The organism is Halorubrum sp. SD626R (assembly GCF_001261915.1).
Classification (GTDB): domain Archaea; phylum Halobacteriota; class Halobacteria; order Halobacteriales; family Haloferacaceae; genus Halorubrum.
In genome coordinates this window covers 1-15088 of sequence record NZ_CVRT01000051.1, presented here as the reverse complement: position 1 = coordinate 15088, position 15088 = coordinate 1, and the positions used below count along the sequence as shown (strand labels likewise).

The following is a 15088-nucleotide window of genomic DNA, read 5'->3' as shown; positions in this document are numbered from 1 at the left end:
TGAGAGTGCGCGGGCGTCCCGTAGCGGGGCCACGGGACGCGAGATCGTTAGATCAGGTCACCGGCCGGGACCGTCTCCCTGTCGACGAACTCGCCGTCCTCGACCTGCACGATGACCATGTCGCTGGCGACGTCGCCGTTGTCGTCGTAGTTCACCTGGCCGCTCGGCCCCGAGTAGTCGATCGCCGCGCCGTCGTCGATCAGGTCGAACCCGTCGCCGACCTCGGCGTAGCTCACGGCCTCGCCGTCGGGGTTCGAGACCGGCCGCATGCTCTCCTTGACCGCGTTCGGATCGGTCGTCTCGGCGTGGTGGACCGCGAGGGCGTACGAGACGAGCGCGTCGTAGGAGTTCCACGAGTACGGCGAGAACAGGTCTGCGTCGGGGTACGCGTCGGCGTACTCCTCCTCGAAGCTGCTCGTCGCGTCACCGGTCGGGGGGAGCGTCCGCACGCCGTACATCCCGTTGAGGATCTCCGCGCCGACGTTGTTGAGGAAGTCCTGCGAGAGGAGGCTGGTGTGGAGCACCCAGTTGCCGCCGTACCCCTCCTCGTTCCACTGGTTCAGGATCGTGGTGCCGCTCTCCGGGTAGCCGGCGTACGCGATGAACTCCGGATCGTCGGCGTACAGCTCGGACAGCGCCTGCTGGTATGAGGACTGTCCGGACTCGTACCCGACCGTGGCCGTCGTCGTCCCGCCGAACGTCTCCTCGAACGTGTCCGCGAGCGCCGCCCCGAAGTCGTTGTTGATGTAGAGGACGGCCGCGGAGTCCGCGCCGTCGTCCTCGATGATCTGCGCCATGACCTGCGCGATGAACCGGTCGTTCGTCCGGGTCCGGAACACGAGGTCGTCGTCGTCCAGCGTGCTGATCGTCGGCGACGACGACGCCGACGTGATGTGCAGGATCTCGTTCGGGATCGTCACCGACTGCGCGATGCTGATCGTCACGCCGCTCGACACCGCCCCGATCAACCCCGATACGTTCTGCGTGTTCACGAGGGAGTTCGCCGCGTTGACGCCGGCGGTCGAGTTCGTCTCCGAGTCCTCGTCGAACAGCTCGATCTCCCGACCGAGCGGCCCGCCGGCCGCGTTGATGTCCTCCTGGGCCATTCGCAGCCCGTTCAGCATCGGCTGCCCGAAGTCGCTGAGGTCGCCGCTGAACGGGATCACGACGCCGACGCCGATCGGGTCGCCGCCGGACGACTCGCCGTCGTCGCCGTCTTCGGAGTCAGAGCCGTCACCCGAATCCGAGCCGTCGGACGAGTCGGAGCCGTCGGACGACCCGCCGTCGCCCTGGAGCTCCTCCTGACTGCTACACCCCGCCAGGGCGGCCGCGCCCGCGGCGCCGCTCAGGCGGAGGAAGCGACGCCGCTTGATCCGTTCCGCGAACGTGGTATCATTCGACATGACTACACGTGTCATATGTATCTCGATATAAATATGTGGTTGCGAGGAATTCACACGCAATGCACGTCTCGATGCCCTCGTGTGAACCGGTGTGAACGTCGCATACGATCGAATATCGTCGCGCCGACCGGGGGGCTCGCTCAGTCGTCCGGCTCCGTCTCCGTGATGAGGACCTTCGTCAGCCCCTCCTCGATGGCGAGGTCGAAGGGGAGGTTCGCCGCGCTCCGCTCGATGAACCGGGTCATGAACCACCGGATCTGATCTGAGGGGAACACGACGTGATACCGATCGTCGTCGCTCCGGCGCACGCTCAGGAACCCGCACAGCGAGAGCCATTCGAGCAGCTCGTCGAGCGACTCGAACTCGCCGTCGTACTCGTGGGCGTGATACTCGGAGACTTGGTCCGCTTTCGCCAGGAAGTCGGGGTCCGGCTCGTCGTCGCTGTCGGAGACGTAATCGAGGAAGCAGTGGAGGAAGTCCACGTCGAGCAGGACGTGCTCGCCGCCCGAGAGCATCTTGTGGTAGTCGCCGAGCTTCGTCCCCGCGTCGGTGGTCGCCGCCTGGTAGTTCGCCGCGTAGAACGTCAGCGCGCGCCGGAACAGCTCGCTCTGTCCGTGTCCGGTCCGTTCCGTGAGATCGTCGAGCGCCCCCTTCGCGTCCTCGTCGAGTGAGACCGTCACGCGGTCGATCGCCATAGGCCACTGCGGGCGTCCGGGACGTGAATAGCCAACGGTTCTCACAGCCGTCCGCCACGGCTGAATAATTCGGGACCGGCGCCGGCTACCTTCGGGACCGCCCCTCGCCTACCTTCTGGGTCGGCGCCCGCCCCCCAGCTACCACGGGATCCGCTCCCTGTCCTTCCAGAGGTGGCCGGCCGGACTCCCCGGGGCGAACCGCGAGAGCCAGACTGGCGTCTCGGAGCCCGTCGACGGCGACCGCGGTGCCCGTTCCCCACCCATGTCCGTGTTGACCCACCCCGGTGAGACCGCGTTCGCGACGAGCCCCCGGTCGCCGTACTCGCCGTCGAGGTACGCGGTCAGTCCCCCGACGCCGACCTTCGAGAGCCGGTAGGCGGGGTAGTCGCCGCCCATCTGCCCCTCGGTGAACTGGCCGAGCCCGGACGAGAGGGTCACGACGCGGCTCCCGGTTCGGTCCAACAACAGCGGCAGGGCGTGCTTGGTCACCATCACCGGACCGCGGAGGTTGACGGCCGTCGTCCGGTCGAAGTCGGCGGCGTCCATCTCGTGGAGCGGTCCCGACCGGGGGAAGACGCCCGCGTTGTTCACGAGGACGTCGAGCGACCCCGCCTCTCGGCGGATCCGATCGACCGCCGCCTCGATCTCGTCGTCGTCGGTCACGTCCAATCTGACGGCGCGCTGGTCGGTCGCGGTGACGTCGTCCGGGTCCCGCGCGCCGGCGTACACGGTCGCGCCGAGGTCGGTGAGCTTCGCGGCGATCTCGGCGCCGATGCCGCGGGTCGCGCCCGTGACCAGCGCGACGTCGTCCGTCAGGTCGGGCTTGAGTTCGACCCCCGAGGGTCCGTCTGCCATACCGGCGGTTGGGTCGCGTCCGCAATAGACCCACGGTCCGACGGCGGCGCCGACCCCGCGAGGCTCACTCCCCGGAGACCCCCGCGACCGTCACGTACAGACCGAACGTCGCGATCACCGTCCCGCCGAGCTGGGTGCCGGCGGTCGGGAGGAACCCGACGTCGGGGTACAGGAGGGGCGCGAGCATGAACCAGCCGCCGAAGATCGTCGTCAGGACGGCCGGCGGGAGGCTCGGCGTCCCCGCGGCCCGCAGCAGCTGGAGGTTCCGCGCCGCGAACACCAGTCCGAGGACCGCGCTCGAACTGACGCTGCCGGTGAACGCGCTGGACGAGCCGAGCAGGGGCGGGATGACCGCGACCGCTGCGCACGCGACGACGCAGACGACGGTCGACACCAGGATGAACCGAGACGGTTGCTGATCGGTCACGTGTTCACCTCGGGACCGCCTCAATTAATTCCTCTGGCGGCGAAGGGGATGACGATGGCGTGGATCGAACGCGCGGCGGCCGGGGCCTCGGCGGTGAACCGATGAGCGAGCCCCCGGACGGGACGCTCGTCGTCGGCGACACGACGATCGACCTGTACCCGGTCGGCGGGGGCCCGACCGAGCCGGGCGGTCGCTTCGAGTGGCACGTGGGCGGGACGGCGACGAACGTCGCGCGGTGGCTCGCCGCGCTCGACGAGGGCGTCACGCTCGTGACGAACGTCGGGACCGACCGGGTGGGGGAGCTGGCCGCGCGGCGGCTCGACGCGGGGCCGGTGGGGACCGACCGCGTCGCCGCCGTCGACGCGGCGTCGCCGCTCACGCTGTACGTGCCGGCGGCCGACGGGGACCGGTGGGACGCCTGGGTCGAGGGGAGCTGTTACGGCTTCACCCCGCCGGACGACCCGGCGTCGCTCGTCGACGGCCACGAGCGGGTTCACCTGGAGGGCGTCACGCTGCCGACCGCGGTCAACGGGGCCGACGTTCGACGGCTCGCGCGGGCGGCCGCCGAGGGCGACGCCCGCGTCTCGTTCGACCTGAACGGACGCGCGAACCAGTGGCGCGGGCCGGCGGCGTACCGGGCGGCGCTTCGCGAGGTCCTCCCGTACTGCGATCTGGTGTTCGCGGGAACCGACGACCTCGCCGTCGCGGGCGTCGAAGAGAGCCCCGAGGGCCTCGCGGCGTGCCTCCCGGCGGACGGCTCGGCGGTCGCGTTCCTCACGGACGGCGCGTCGCCGACGATCGGGTTCCGCGTCGGCGACGGGGAGATAACGGAGCGGGTCGCGGTGACGCCCCCGAGCGTCGCGGTCGCGACGACCGCCGGCGCCGGGGACGCCTTCGCCGCCGCCGTTCTCGCCGCACGCGGCGACGGCGTCGCCGACCTGCGCGAACTGGCCGAGATCGGCAACGCGGCCGGCGCCGCCGCGGCGACGACCGTCGGGTCGTTCGAGGCCGACGCGGCGGAGACGATGGCCTCGCTGCTCGACGGCGACTGAGCGGCGGTCGGATCGCTGACGATCGCGTTTGGCAGCAGCCTTTTTACAGTCCCACACGAAAGTTGAGTATGGATGTCGAAACGGCCTTGAACGACGTCTGTGACCATCAGTACCCCGTCGCCTTCGACACCGTCGTCGAGGAGTGCGACGAGGCCACCGTCGAGTTCGCGAACGGGGAGGCGATGCCGCTCTCGGAGATACTCGGCGTGGTCGACGACGAGCCCGACGCCTTCCGGTCCGAGGCCGAACTGGAGGAGTTCGTCACGTCGCTGCTCCCGGAGGACGCGGTCGGACGGAAGGGGTACGACGACCGCGGGAGCGCCGCCACCGAGGCGGACGAGACCTCGTTCTGAGCGTCCCAACCGACGGGCTGGGCACTCACGGGGCAGACCGAGTATCTGACGGCGGACGCGTTACCCCGCCGCGTTTCCCGCGGTCTCTCTCGTCGCGTTTCCCGCGGTCTCCCTCGCCGAGAGGTCCCCGTTCGTTCCGGGATTTTTCGGCGTCGGGGCAGCGGAAAACCGATCGGTCGGTCGCCGACGTGTTTTTGTACGTCCGGTGAGGCGGATACGCCAACACGATGCCACGCGAACAGTACCAATCGAAGCTGGAGTCGCTCCGGGACGACGTGCTCTACATGAGCGAGGTCGTCGCGGAGCGGCTCCGAATGGGGCTCGACGCCCTGGAGACGCAGGACGGCGAACTGGGCGAGGAGGTCATCACCGGCGACGCCGAGATCAACGACCTCTACCTCGAACTGGAGGGCCGCTGTACCGACCTCATCGCGCTGCAGCAGCCGGTGGCGGGCGACCTCCGGTTCATCGCCGCCTCGTTCAAGATCATCACCGACCTCGAACGGATCGCGGACCTGGCGACGAACCTCGGCGAGTACGCGAAGCGGGCCGACCGCGAGGTCTTCCCCGACGTCGACGTCCAGCGCATCGGCGACGACACGCTGGCGATGTTAGACGAGGCGATGGAGGCGTACGCGGAGTCGGACCCCGAGCTGTGTCACGCCGTCGCCGAGGCCGACGACGAGATCGACGCCGCCTGCGAGGCGGCGAGCGACCTGGTCGTCCGCGACCTCATCGAGCGCGACGAGCTCCGCGAGGAGGCGGACGTGGAGGGGACGATGCGGAACGTCTCGCGGCTCCTCCTCACGATCCGGGACCTCGAACGCGTCGGGGACCACGCCGTCAACATCGCTGCCCGGTCGCTGTACATGATCGAGAACGACGACGCGCTGCTGTACTGACGGCGCCCCCGTTTCGCTCGGTCCGTCCTCGGTGGTCCGCCGACCGATCCCGACGCCTACAAACCCCTCCTCGCGGACGACCCCTCATGAGCACGTACACGGCGGAGATCGACGTCCGGTTCCGCGACATCGACGCGATGGGCCACGTCAACAACGCGGTCTACGCGACGTACCTCGAACAGGCCCGCACCGAGTACTTCCGCGACGTCCTCGACGCCGACCTCTCGCGGGTGTCGACGGTGCTCGCGTCGCTCTCGCTCGACTTCCGCCGGCCGGTCGAGCTGACGGACGGGACCGTCGCGGTCGACGTCGACGTCGCCGAGCTCGGCCGCTCCAGCGTGACGATGACCCACGAGCTGCGGGCCGGCGACGCGGTGGTGGCCGAGGCCGAGGCGACGCTCGTCAGCCTCGACCCCGACTCGGGCGAGCCGGCGCCGATCCCGCCCGCGTTCCGCGAGGGAATGACCGCTTACCACGACCTGTAGCCCCGCGGTCCGCGATCGGCCGGTTCCGCGGCGAGCGGCTCGTCGAGGCCGTACCTTCTTGCCGCCGCGCGCCGATCGGTCGGTATGGCGATCCGACTCTACGCCCTCGACGGCTGCCCGTGGTGCGAGAAGGTGTCCGACGCGCTCGACGACGCCGGGATCGAGTACGACACCGAGTGGGTCGACGCGCTCCACTCCGACCGGAACGCGGTGAAGCGGGTCAGCGGCCAGCGCGGCGTCCCCGTCCTGATCGACGAGGAGCGCGGCGTGGCGATGGCCGAGAGCGCGAACATCTTGGAGTACGTCGACCGGACGCTCGCATGACGACGATCTACACCGGCCGCGGCGACGAGGGCGACACCGACCTCCGGGACATGAGCCGCGTCTCGAAGTCCAGCCCGCGGATCGAGGCGTACGGGACGGTCGACGAGGCGAACGCGCTGATCGGCACCGTGCGCCCGACGGGCCACGACGACCTCGACGAGCTGCTGGAGGCGATACAGAACCACCTCCACGTGGTGCAGGCGGACCTCGCGAACCCGGACCCCGACCCGGACGACCCGCAGGTCGAGCCAGACCTCGTCGAGACGCTCGAAGACCGGATCGACGCGCTCGACGAGGAGCTGGAGCCGCTGACGGCGTTCGTCCTGCCCGGCGGCGGCGAGTCGGGGGCGCGCCTCCACCACGCCCGGACCGTGACCCGCCGCGCCGAGCGCCGGGTCGTCGAGCTCGCGCGTTCCGAGCCGATCAACGAGACGGTCGTCTCCTACCTCAACCGCCTCTCCGACCTGTTGTTCACGCTCGGTCGCGTCGCGAACGCGCGCGACGGCGAGCCCGAGGAGTCGCCCACGTACTGACGGTCTTTTGATCCCCCACGTTACACGCGACGCCGGCCGGAGAGCGGCAGCGCCGCGTCCGGGGCGGCGGACAATCCTGTCGTCTCGGCGCGGCCACAAAGAATATATCCGTCGGCGCCCAAAGGACAGATATGAGTAAACACTTCGAGGACGCACGGTACTACCTCGGTCGCGCGGCGGAGCACGCGAAGGCGGGCGTGAAAGAGGAGCTGGAGCCCGTCGAGGCCCGCGTGAAGGAGCTCGTCGGCGCCGAGGAGGAGGAGGAGCCGGAGCCGTCGCGGCTGGACCGGATCCAGGCCGACCTGAAGGGGTTAGAGGAGCGCGCGGAGGGCGAGGCCCGGGAGGCGGTCGCCTCCGCCCGAGCGCGCGTGAAGGAGTACCGCGGCCACGACGCCGCCGAGCAGTAAGCTCAGTTCTCGCGGTGTTCCGCGGTCACCGTCTCGGTAGCGACGCGCCCGTCGGCCGGGGCTGCGGCGCGCTCGGCTCCCGCCCCGAACGCCGCCGGTCGAAACGCCTAGGGGGCCCGGCCGCGACCGCGACGGTATGCAAGCCCGCGACCTGATGGAGACCGACGTGAAGACGGTCGACGACGACGACGACGTCGCCGACGTGTTCAGGAAGTTCGCCCGGTACGAATTCAGCGGGTTCCCCGTCGTCGACGGGGACGACCGCGTGGTCGGCGTCGTCACCGAGTCGGACCTCGTCGACCTCTTCGAACCCGACGACGAGACGCTGTGGATCCCGATCGGCCTCCCGCCGTTCGTCGACACGCTCACGTATCAGGTGAAGCCGCCGTGGGCCGACCTCGACCTGGGCGTCGACATGGTCAGGAACGCCGACCGCCCGGTCTCGGACGTGATGAGCACCGACGTGGCGACGGTGACCCCCGACGCTCCCGTCGACGAGGTGCTCGACCTGCTCGTCGGCGACGACCCCGACATCAATCGGGTCCCGGTCGTGGACGGAGACGGCCGGATCGTCGGGATCATCGCCCGTCAGGACGTCATACGGGCGTTCCGCGGCAAGCGACTGGCGTAGCGACCGGCGGGGCGAAGCTGGCGCGGGCGCCCCGAACGATGGTCCTGCCGGGCGACGAGGAGCGGAGCCGCGAACGCGGAGCGGCGCGGCCGTGACGCCGCGGCCGTACGCGAGCCGCCGACGTGCGCTAACGACCGTGAGATACGGATATATCCGGCGTCAGGGTTAACAGGATCCGCTCGGTATCGTTCCCCATGTCACCGGATGACAACGAATTCGAGAACGCCGTCGAGGGCCCGGTAGTCGACCGGCGAACCACGCTGTCGCTGCTCAGCGCCGCGGGGCTGGGCGGGCTCGCGGGCTGCGCCGGCGGCGGCGACGGTGGAGACGGCGGAGACGGCGGCGACGGGGGCCAGGGGGAGGACGGCTCCGACGGGTCGTCCGGAAGCCAGGAGATCTCCACGGGCGGCCGGCTGCAGGCCGGCTGGTTCACCGGGAGCATCGACACGCTCGACCCGCCGTACATCAGCGTCGGTCAGTACTTCCAGCTGGCCGCGAACGTGTTCAGCGGCCTGACGAAGCTCGGCCCGGACCTCCAGATCGAGGGCGACCTCGCGGAGGACTGGTCGGTCGCGGACGGCGGTGCGACGTTCACGTTCACCCTCCGAGACGACGTCACGTTCCACAACGGGGCCGAGTTCAGCGCGGACGACGTGGAGTACACCATTCGGCGGACCATCGAGGAGGAGGCCCCGGCGGCTTCGAAGCTGTCGAGCCTCCAGCCGATCGACGACGGCGGCGTCGAGGTCGGCGGCGACTACGAGGTGACGATCCGGTGGGAGCAGCCGAACGTGACCTCGCTGGTGTACCTCACCCGCGGCCCGGGCCGCGCGGCGACGATCGTCAGCCAGGAGGCCATCGAGGAGATGGGGGCGGACCAGTACAACGTCACCCCGGTCGGGACCGGGCCGTTCGAGGTGACGGGCCACGAGGTCGGCAACAGCGTCACGCTCGACGCCTACGACGACTACTTCGAGACCGACGAGAACGGGACCCAGCTCCCCTACCTCGACGGCATCGACGTCCAGCCGATCCCGGAGCCGTCCTCCATCGTGAACGCCCTCCGGAGCGGGGACATCCAGTTCGCGAACCTGCTCCCCTTACAGAACCTCGATCAGCTCGGGAACGACGCCGAGGCGAACACCGACGTGGCGCCGGGCATCAACTGGTACGGCCTCGCGATGAACGAGGAGCGGGAGCCGTTCGGCGACCGGCAGGCCCGCCGCGGTATCGCGAAGGTCATCGACAACGAGCGCTTCGTCGAGACCGCGTACTTCGGTAACGCGCTGGCCGACACGGGCGTCATAAACAGAGGGACCGGATGGGTCTGGCGCGAGGACAAGCCGAGCGACCAGGACTACGCCCCCGAGGAGGGACAGGAGCTGCTCGAAGAGGCCGGCGCCACCGGTGCCAGCTTCTCGATCCTGGCCAACGAGGGCGGCACGCGGGAGGCGGAGGCGATGCGCCAGCAGCTCAACGAGGCCGGGTTCGACGTCGACATCGAGCAGGTCACCAGCTCGACGTACTGGACGCGGTACGAGGAGGGCGACTACGACACCACGGTCGCCGGCAGCATCATCGACCCGGACCCGGAACAGTCGCTGTGGAACTTCTACCGGCTGCCCGACGAGGGCGGCGTCTGGAACTGGGTCCGGTACGAGAACGAGGACGTCCACGAGCTGCTCGCCGAACAGCGGGCCGAGACCGACCGGGAGGCGCGTCGTGACCTGCTGTGGGAGATCGAGGACACGCTCATCGCGGACGCCCCGCACGCGTACCTGGTGCACCAGGACGACATCGCCGGGGTCCGCAGCGAAGTGGGCGGCTTTAACCACCTCTCCGGACTCCGGAACTTCCACACCGTGTACTTGAACGAGTGATGTGGCGGTACATAGCGAAACGCACCGGCCACGCGTTCTTCGTGATGTGGCTCGTGGCGACGACGGTGTTCGTCGGCTTGCGGTCGGTGCCGGGCGGGCCGGTCCGAGCGATGCTCGGCCAGGAGGCGACCCCGGAAGCCGTCGCGAGGCTCCGAGCCGAGCTCGGCCTCGACCAGCCGCTGTACGTCCAGTACGTCGAGTGGTTCTCCGAGATGCTGGTCGGCGACTTCGGACAGAGCATCACGTCGAGCGAGTCCGTGGGGGGGCTCATCGCGGCGGCGGCCCCGCGGACGCTCTCGATCGCCGCCTTCGGCGTGGTGCTCGGCCTCGCCGTCGCGATCCCCGCCGGCATCATCGGCGCGACGAAGCGGAACCAGCTACAGGACTACGCCGCGACGATCGGCGCGTTCATCGGGATCTCGATGCCGGCGTTCTTCGTCGGGATCCTGCTGGCCATCGTCTTCGGAGTGCAGCTCGGCTGGTTCCCCGTGGTCGGCTACACCCCGATCTCGGAGGGCGTCGTCCCGTGGCTGCGCAGCATCTTTCTCCCGGGCGTCGCGGTCGGGCTGCCGTACGCGGCGGGCGTCACGCGGATGATGCGGTCCTCGCTCATCGAGACGCTCGACGAGCAGTACATGCGCACGGCGGTCGCGAAGGGCGTCAGCTCTCGAATCAGGCTGTACAAGCACGCGCTCCAGAACGCGCTGATCCCGGTGGTCACGATCGCGGGGATCCAGTTAGCGCTCATCCTCGGGGGGAGCGTCACCGTTGAGATCGTCTTCGGCATCCAGGGGCTGGGTCGGCTACTCGTGAACTCCATCCTCGAACGCAACTACCCCGTGACGCAGATGACGATCCTGCTCATCGCGGGTATCTTCGTCTTCATGAACCTACTCGTCGACATCGCGTACACCGCGATCGATCCGCGGATCCGGTACGGAGGGGAACAGGCATGAGCGACAAGAACGCGGGTACACCGGAGTTCGCGCGGCACGCCGGCGAGTTCGGTCCGGGCGAGGTCCCCGAAGAGTACCGCACCGAGGAGACGGTCGAGGAGTACACGACGACGCGCGAGCGGATCGTCCGCGTCCTGAAGCGGGACAAGCTCGCGCTCCTCGGCGCGCTGGTCGTCGTCGGCTTCATCCTGACGGCGGCGTTCGCGCCGTACGTCGCCCCGCACGGACCCGAACAGCAGTTCGGCTTCATGCAGGAGCCGATGAGCGAGTCGACCGGCGACTTCGACGGCGACGGACAGCGGGAGACCGTGACCCATTACCTCGGGACCGACTCGTTCGGCTACGACATCCTGACGCGGATCATGTACGGGGCGCAGATATCCCTCTTGGTGGCGTTCGCGACCGTCGCGTTCGCGTTCACCGTCGGGACTGCGCTCGGGACGCTCGCCGGCTTCTACGGCGGGAAGATCGACTCGGTGATCATGCGCGGGATCGACTTCATCTGGGCGTTTCCGACGATCATCCTCGGCGTCGGGATCATCGCCGTGATGGGCGGACTCGGCTGGCTCAACGTCGTGATCGCCATCGGGATCGCGTTCGTCGACGACTTCGCCCGCATCGTGCGCGGGGAGGTGCTCTCCATCAGGCAAGAGGAGTACATCACGGCCGCGCAGGCGGTCGGGATGAGCGACGTCCGGGTGATGTTCAGGGAGATACTGCCGAACGCGGTGTCGCCGATCATCGTGCAGGCGACGCTGATGATCCCGCTGGCCATCCTCGGGGAGGCCGCCCTGTCGTTCCTCGGGCTCGGGGTCAAGCCGACGACCCCCACGTGGGGGCTCCTGATCTCGGACGGCCGGCAGTTCATCTCGCAGGCGTGGTGGATCTCGGTGATGCCGGGGCTGGCGATCATGACCGTCGTGCTCGCGTTCAACACGCTCGGCGACGGGCTCAGGGACGCGTTCGACATCTCGGAGAGCGAGGTGAACTGAGATGTCGACGCCGGTCCTCTCGGTCGACGACCTCCGGACGCAGTTCCCGACGGACCGCGGCGTCGTCCGCGCCGTGGACGGCGTCAGCCTGTCCATCGAACCCGGCGAGATCGTCGGACTCGTCGGGGAGTCCGGGTCGGGGAAGAGCGTCCTCGCGGAGAGCGTGCTCGGCATCGTCGAGGAGCCGGGCGAGATCGCGGGCGGCGACATCCGCTTCGACGGGCGGTCCCTGCTGGAGATGACCGACGAAGAGCGGCAGTCGATCCGCGGCGGGCGGATGTCGATGATATTCCAGGACCCGATGAACAGCCTCAACCCGACGCTGACGGTCGGCGAGCAGATCGCCGAGACGGTGCGGCTGCACCAGGACACCGGGGAGTCCGTCACGCTGTCGGCGGAGCTGAAACGCAAGATCGTCGGGGCCGCGAAGAACGGGGAGGCGTGGCGGCGCGCGATCGAGATGCTCGAATCCGTGCAGATCCCCGAGCCGGAGGCCCGGGCCGACGACTTCCCGCACCAGTTCTCCGGCGGGATGCGGCAACGCGCGATGATCGCCATGGCGCTCGCCTGCGAGCCCGACCTCGTCATCGCGGACGAGCCGACGACGGCGTTAGACGTCACGATCCAGGCGCAGATCCTCGAAGAGCTCGAAGAGCTGAAAGACGAGTTCGACACCGCGATCCTCCTGATCACGCACGACCTCGCGGTCGTCGCCGAGACCTGCGACCGAGTCAACGTCATGTACGCCGGGGAGATCGTCGAGCGGGCGGAGACGCGGGAGCTGTTCTCCAACCCGGAGCACCCGTACACGCAGGGGCTCATCGCGAGCACGCCGCAGCTGGAGAATCCGGACGCCACGCTGGAGCCGATCGAGGGGAACGTCCCGGACCTGATAGACATCGAGTACGCGTGCCACTTCGCGCCGCGGTGTCCGGAGGCGGAGCGGGAGTGCTTCGAGCGCCCCCCGGAGTTCCGGTCGGTCGGCGACGACCACGAGGCCGCCTGCCTCCGTCGCGGTCCGGCGGGTGATCGGTTATGAGCCGCGAGGCGGCCGCCGACGCCGCGACCGACGCCTCGCAGGAGGCGGCGGTCGCGAACGAGGTCATCCTGGAGACGGAGGGACTGAAGAAGCACTTCGACCAGAGCGACGGGTTCTTCGATCGGCTGTTGAACGCCGACAAGTCGGTGAAGGCCGTCGACGGGGTCAGCCTTGAGCTTCGAGCGGGAGAGACGCTGGCCGTCGTCGGCGAGTCGGGGTGCGGGAAGTCGACGCTCGGCCGGACGCTGTTGAACCTCCACGAGCCGACCGAGGGGACGGTGCGGTTCCGGGGCGAGGAGATCGGCGGCCTCTCAGACCGCGAGATGCGGCCGTACCGGTCGGAGATCCAGATGGTGTTCCAGGATCCGCTGGCGTCGCTCAACCCCCGACAGACCGTCGGCGACATCGTGACCGCCCCGATGGAGGTCCACGGGATCGGCGACTCCGACGCAGAGCGGACGCGCCGGGCGAAGGAGCTCCTCGAGCGCGTCGGGCTCAAGCCGTCGTACATCGACCGCTACCCCGGCCAGTTCTCCGGGGGGCAACAGCAGCGGGTCGGCATCGCCCGGGCGCTTGCCGTCGAGCCGGACGTCATCGTCGCCGACGAGCCCGTGAGCGCGCTGGACGTCTCCGTGCAGGCGCAGATACTCAACCTCCTGAAGGACCTCCAGTCCGAACTGGGGCTGTCGCTCGTCCTGATCGCGCACGACCTCTCCGTGATCCGGCAGGTGGCGAGCCGGGTCGCGGTGATGTACCTGGGGAAGATCGTCGAGACCGCGCCGGTCCGGGAGCTGTTCGAGGAGCCGAACCACCCGTACACGAGGAGCCTGCTCTCCGCGGTCCCGCGGATCGACCCGTCGGCGCGGACCGACCGCGTGGTGCTTCGCGGAACCGTCCCGTCGCCGATCGACCCGCCGTCCGGCTGCCGGTTCCACACCCGGTGCCCGGCCGTGATCCCGGGCGAAGACTGGGACGGGAGCCAGGCGGCGTTCCGTCGCGCATTCACCTTCCGAACCCGCGTCGAGGGCGGCGACGTCGACGTGGACGCGGTCCGTCGGCAGATGGAGAACGCGAACGGGGGATCCGCGGGCGACGAGGCGGTCTCCGAACGGATCGTGGAGACGACGCTGCCGGGGGAGCCGCGCTCGCTGCCGGACGACGCCGCCGAGCGGGTCCGGGAGGCCGCGCGCCTGCTCGTGGACGGCGACGCGGCCGGGGCCGACCGGACCCTCGGGGAGCTGTGCTCGTCGCCGTGCGCCGCCGACGAGCCCGCGCGGGTGGACACGGGCGACGACAGGTGGGCGGCCTGTCACCGCGTCGATCCGGAGTACGACGCCTCCGCCAAACCGATGGAGGGGACGGGCTCGTCCGGGTGAACCGCCCCGGTTCGGAGGCAGCCGATCGCGTTTCGGAGTCGACCCGCGTTTAGGGGTCGACCCGCGTCAGCCACGCCTCGGGGTCGTCGAGCTCGGACCCGGTCGGGAGGTTCTCGGAGCGTTCCCAGACCGCGCCCGCGGCCTCGATCCCCCGAGCGTCGGCGACGTGGCGGAAGAAGGCGGCGCCCCGCTCGTACTGGCGTCGTTTCATCCCCAGCCCGAGCAGGCGCTGCGCGAGCTGTCGAACCGGGCCGCCGCCCCCGCGGCGCTCGTCGAGCTTGCGCCGCAGGTCGGCGTACTCGTCGTCGAACGCGCGATCCATCAGCACCTCCGCGTACCCCTCGACCGCGGTCATGGCGGCCTGCAGCTCGCCGAACGCCGCCGAGTCGAACCCGCCGATCGTCAGTTCGCCGGCCGTCAGCCCCTCCACGCCGCGCTCGACGCGCGATTCGAGGTACTCCGGGAGCCACGGCGCCGCGCCGAACTCGGCCGCGTGCGTCACCTCGTGGAAGGCGATCCACCGCCGGAACCGGGGGTAGTCGACGTCGAGCGACGCCGCGACGGCGACGATGTTCGGGTGGACGAAGTAGAGCCCGTGCTCTGCGTACGGCTCGTCGGCGAGCAGCAGGGGATCGTACTGGCCGAGCACGTTCCGCGCGAGGAAGCCGAGGGCGAACGCCATCGTCCCGGTGTTGGCGATCCGCGAGACGTCCCGCGAGAACGCCGCGGCGGGGTCGTCGAGGCCGGCGGGAGCGCCGAGGCCGTCGGGACCGCCGCC

The 15088-nt window shown here is 69.7% G+C and carries 18 protein-coding genes; 13 read left to right on the top strand and 5 right to left on the bottom strand.

Going from position 1 to position 15088, the window contains the following annotated elements; translation table 11 throughout:
• Nucleotides 1-47: 47 nt before the first annotated feature.
• The 4 genes from SD626R_RS04410 to SD626R_RS04395 form a co-directional block, all read right to left on the bottom strand.
• Nucleotides 48-1403 (bottom strand): ABC transporter substrate-binding protein, encoded by a 1356-nt coding sequence (locus SD626R_RS04410; RefSeq protein ID WP_241996677.1) that lies wholly within the window; start codon nt 1401-1403, stop codon nt 48-50.
• A gap of 140 nt (nt 1404-1543) precedes the next feature.
• The gene (locus tag SD626R_RS04405) at nt 1544-2098 is read right to left on the bottom strand and encodes a ribbon-helix-helix protein, CopG family (RefSeq protein ID WP_176697268.1); all 555 of its coding nucleotides are present in this window, start codon (nt 2096-2098) and stop codon (nt 1544-1546) included.
• Between the two features lie 138 nt (nt 2099-2236).
• On the bottom strand, nt 2237-2953 hold the full coding sequence (locus tag SD626R_RS04400; RefSeq protein WP_092564036.1) for an SDR family NAD(P)-dependent oxidoreductase: 717 nt from the start codon (nt 2951-2953) through the stop codon (nt 2237-2239).
• A 64-nt stretch (nt 2954-3017) separates the two neighbouring features.
• A complete protein-coding gene (locus SD626R_RS04395) occupies nt 3018-3380 on the bottom strand; it encodes a hypothetical protein (RefSeq protein ID WP_241996676.1) in 363 nt (120 codons plus the stop codon).
• A 101-nt stretch (nt 3381-3481) separates the two neighbouring features.
• On the opposite strand from SD626R_RS04395, the gene SD626R_RS04390 reads away from it, so the two are divergent.
• The 13 genes from SD626R_RS04390 to SD626R_RS17140 all read left to right on the top strand — a co-directional run bounded on the left by SD626R_RS04390 (nt 3482) and on the right by SD626R_RS17140 (nt 14310).
• Entirely contained in the window at nt 3482-4432 is a 951-nt protein-coding gene (locus SD626R_RS04390; protein WP_092564104.1) for a carbohydrate kinase family protein, read from the top strand.
• A 68-nt stretch (nt 4433-4500) separates the two neighbouring features.
• Complete coding sequence (locus SD626R_RS04385) at nt 4501-4785, top strand: DUF5789 family protein (RefSeq protein ID WP_092564033.1); 285 nt, start codon at nt 4501-4503, stop codon at nt 4783-4785.
• Between the two features lie 227 nt (nt 4786-5012).
• Complete coding sequence (phoU, locus tag SD626R_RS04380; protein ID WP_092564029.1) at nt 5013-5687, top strand: phosphate signaling complex protein PhoU; 675 nt, start codon at nt 5013-5015, stop codon at nt 5685-5687.
• A gap of 86 nt (nt 5688-5773) precedes the next feature.
• On the top strand, nt 5774-6172 hold the full coding sequence (locus SD626R_RS04375) for an acyl-CoA thioesterase (RefSeq protein ID WP_342766127.1): 399 nt from the start codon (nt 5774-5776) through the stop codon (nt 6170-6172).
• Nucleotides 6173-6256: 84 nt separating this feature from the next.
• Nucleotides 6257-6496, top strand: coding sequence for a glutaredoxin family protein (locus SD626R_RS04370; RefSeq protein ID WP_092564026.1), 240 nt, complete (start codon nt 6257-6259; stop codon nt 6494-6496).
• Nucleotides 6493-7029, top strand: coding sequence for a cob(I)yrinic acid a,c-diamide adenosyltransferase (locus SD626R_RS04365; protein WP_092564023.1), 537 nt, complete (start codon nt 6493-6495; stop codon nt 7027-7029). The genes SD626R_RS04370 and SD626R_RS04365 overlap by 4 nt, the downstream gene beginning before the upstream one ends.
• A gap of 131 nt (nt 7030-7160) precedes the next feature.
• Nucleotides 7161-7436 (top strand): DUF7553 family protein, encoded by a 276-nt coding sequence (locus SD626R_RS04360; protein WP_092564020.1) that lies wholly within the window; start codon nt 7161-7163, stop codon nt 7434-7436.
• Nucleotides 7437-7572: 136 nt separating this feature from the next.
• Complete coding sequence (locus SD626R_RS04355; protein WP_092564017.1) at nt 7573-8067, top strand: CBS domain-containing protein; 495 nt, start codon at nt 7573-7575, stop codon at nt 8065-8067.
• 194 nt (nt 8068-8261) lie between these two features.
• Complete coding sequence (locus SD626R_RS04350; RefSeq protein WP_092564015.1) at nt 8262-9947, top strand: ABC transporter substrate-binding protein; 1686 nt, start codon at nt 8262-8264, stop codon at nt 9945-9947.
• Entirely contained in the window at nt 9947-10903 is a 957-nt protein-coding gene (locus SD626R_RS04345; protein WP_092564012.1) for an ABC transporter permease, read from the top strand. Before SD626R_RS04350 ends, SD626R_RS04345 begins: the two co-directional genes overlap by 1 nt.
• Entirely contained in the window at nt 10900-11895 is a 996-nt protein-coding gene (locus tag SD626R_RS04340; protein ID WP_092564009.1) for an ABC transporter permease, read from the top strand. The genes SD626R_RS04345 and SD626R_RS04340 overlap by 4 nt, the downstream gene beginning before the upstream one ends.
• Nucleotide 11896: 1 nt before the next feature.
• The gene (locus tag SD626R_RS17145) at nt 11897-12934 is read left to right on the top strand and encodes an ABC transporter ATP-binding protein (RefSeq protein ID WP_092564006.1); all 1038 of its coding nucleotides are present in this window, start codon (nt 11897-11899) and stop codon (nt 12932-12934) included.
• The gene (locus SD626R_RS17140) at nt 12931-14310 is read left to right on the top strand and encodes an ABC transporter ATP-binding protein (protein WP_092564003.1); all 1380 of its coding nucleotides are present in this window, start codon (nt 12931-12933) and stop codon (nt 14308-14310) included. The genes SD626R_RS17145 and SD626R_RS17140 overlap by 4 nt, the downstream gene beginning before the upstream one ends.
• Before the next feature lie 49 nt (nt 14311-14359).
• Here the strand turns inward: SD626R_RS17140 and SD626R_RS04325 are convergent.
• Nucleotides 14360-15088: zinc-dependent metalloprotease (locus SD626R_RS04325; RefSeq protein WP_141651421.1), on the bottom strand; the 729-nt coding region annotated here is incomplete at its 5' end.